At 39.1% G+C, this 2,045-nt stretch carries 1 protein-coding gene; it reads left to right on the top strand.

The window, feature by feature from the left end; translation table 11 throughout:
• The coding region (locus HNP99_RS17555; RefSeq protein ID WP_173854753.1) for an Ig-like domain-containing protein at nt 1-2,045 on the top strand (2,045 nt) is incomplete at both ends.

The raw sequence follows: 2,045 nt of genomic DNA, 5'->3' as shown, positions 1-2,045 counted from the left end.
AGCCAAACATTAACAGCTACTGCAACTGGAGGAACTATTACATGGTACACTGCAGCAACAGGAGGTACAGTTGTAACTACACCTACTCAAGTTGGAGTTGGGACAAAAACATACTATGCTGAATCTTCAAACGGAACTTGTTCTAGTTTGACAAGAACAGCGGTTAAATTAACTATTAATGCGGCTCCAAATGCACCAACAGCAGCTGATCAAACAGTTTGTTATAATGGTAATACTAGCCAAACATTAACAGCTACTGCAACTGGAGGAACTATTACTTGGTACACTGCAGCAACAGCTGGTACAATTGTAACTGCACCTACTCAAGTTGGAGTTGGAACTAAAACATACTATGCTGAATCTTCAAATGGAACATGTTCTAGTTTGACAAGAACAGCGGTTAAATTAACTATTAATGCGGCTCCAGATGCACCAACAGCAGCTGATCAAACTGTTTGTACTGATGGTAGTACTAGCCAAACATTAACAGCTACAGCAACTGGAGGAACTATTACTTGGTACACTGCAGCAACAGGAGGTACAGTTGTAACTGCACCTACGCAAGTTGGTGTTGGAACTAAAACATATTATGCTGAATCTTCAAACGGAACATGTTCTAGTTTGACAAGAACAGCGGTTAAATTAACTATTAATGCGGCTCCAAATGCACCAACAGCAACTGATCAAACAGTTTGTTATAATGGTAATGCTAGCCAAACATTAACAGCTACAGCAACTGGAGGAACTATTACATGGTACACTGCAGCAACAGGAGGTACAGTTGTAACTACACCTACTCAAGTTGGAGTTGGGACAAAAACATATTATGCTGAATCTTCAAACGGAACTTGTTCTAGTTTAACAAGAACAGCGGTTAAATTAACTATTAATGAGGCTCCAGATGCACCAACAGCAGCTGATCAAACAGTTTGTACTGATGGTAGTACTAGCCAAACATTAACAGCTACTGCAACTGGAGGAACTATTACATGGTACACTGCGGCAACAGGAGGTACAGTTGTAACTGCACCTACTCAAGTTGGAGTTGGAACAAAAACATACTATGCTGAATCTTCAAACGGAACTTGTTCTAGTTTGACAAGAACAGCGGTTAAATTAACTATTAATGAGGCTCCAAATGCACCGGTAGCTAGCGCACCAATTCAACCAACATGTTCTGTTGCTACAGGAAGTGTGAAGTTGAGTGGTTTACCTTCTGGAAACTGGACGATAACTCCCGGGAATTATACTGGAAACACTTCAGATTATACAATTACAGGTTTAAGTGCTGGTAAATATAATTTTACTGTTACAAATTCATTAGGATGTTCTTCTAATGAATCTGTAGAAGTTGTAATCAATTCACAGCCAACAGCACCTGCAGCACCTATTGCTAAAATAAGTGTTCAGCCTAAGTGTGGTGCTATTACGGGTACAGTTTTAATTACATCAGCTGGTACAGGTTTTGAATATAATGTTGATGGTGGTAACTATCAATCGACTACTACCTTTTCAAATCTAACTCCAGGTACCCATAAATTTACAGTTCGTAACACAAAAGATAACACATGTATTTCTAATGAAACTACAGTTGTTCTAAATAACTATATATGTGCAGTTGATGATGCTATTCCTACAACGAATGGATTGGCTGGAAACACGAATGCTGGAAATGTTCTTAAAAACAATCCAACTTCACCTGATACTTTGAACGGTGCACAAGCTACTGTGTCGAATGTAAAAATCACAGTGGTTACACCTGCAACACCGAAAACAACGGGTGCTCTGGTACCAACTGTTAATCCAATTACTGGTATTGTTTCAATTCCTGAGGGAACACCGGCTGGAACATACAGAATCGATTATAAAATTTGTGACATATCAAATGCAGACAATTGTGATGATGCAACCGTAACTATTCCAGTTACTGCTGCTTCTATCGATGCTATTGATGATAAAGGAGCAGACATAAATGGATTAAATGGAGGAACTACCGTTGCTAACGTATTAGTGAATGATGAGTTGAATGGTAAAGCAGTAGTTGC

This window comes from Flavobacterium gelidicaeli (assembly GCF_013294005.1).
In the GTDB taxonomy this organism is placed as follows: Bacteria; Bacteroidota; Bacteroidia; order Flavobacteriales; family Flavobacteriaceae; genus Flavobacterium.
Note: the sequence above shows the minus strand (reverse complement) of the source record. Positions and strands in the feature narration are given on the sequence as shown.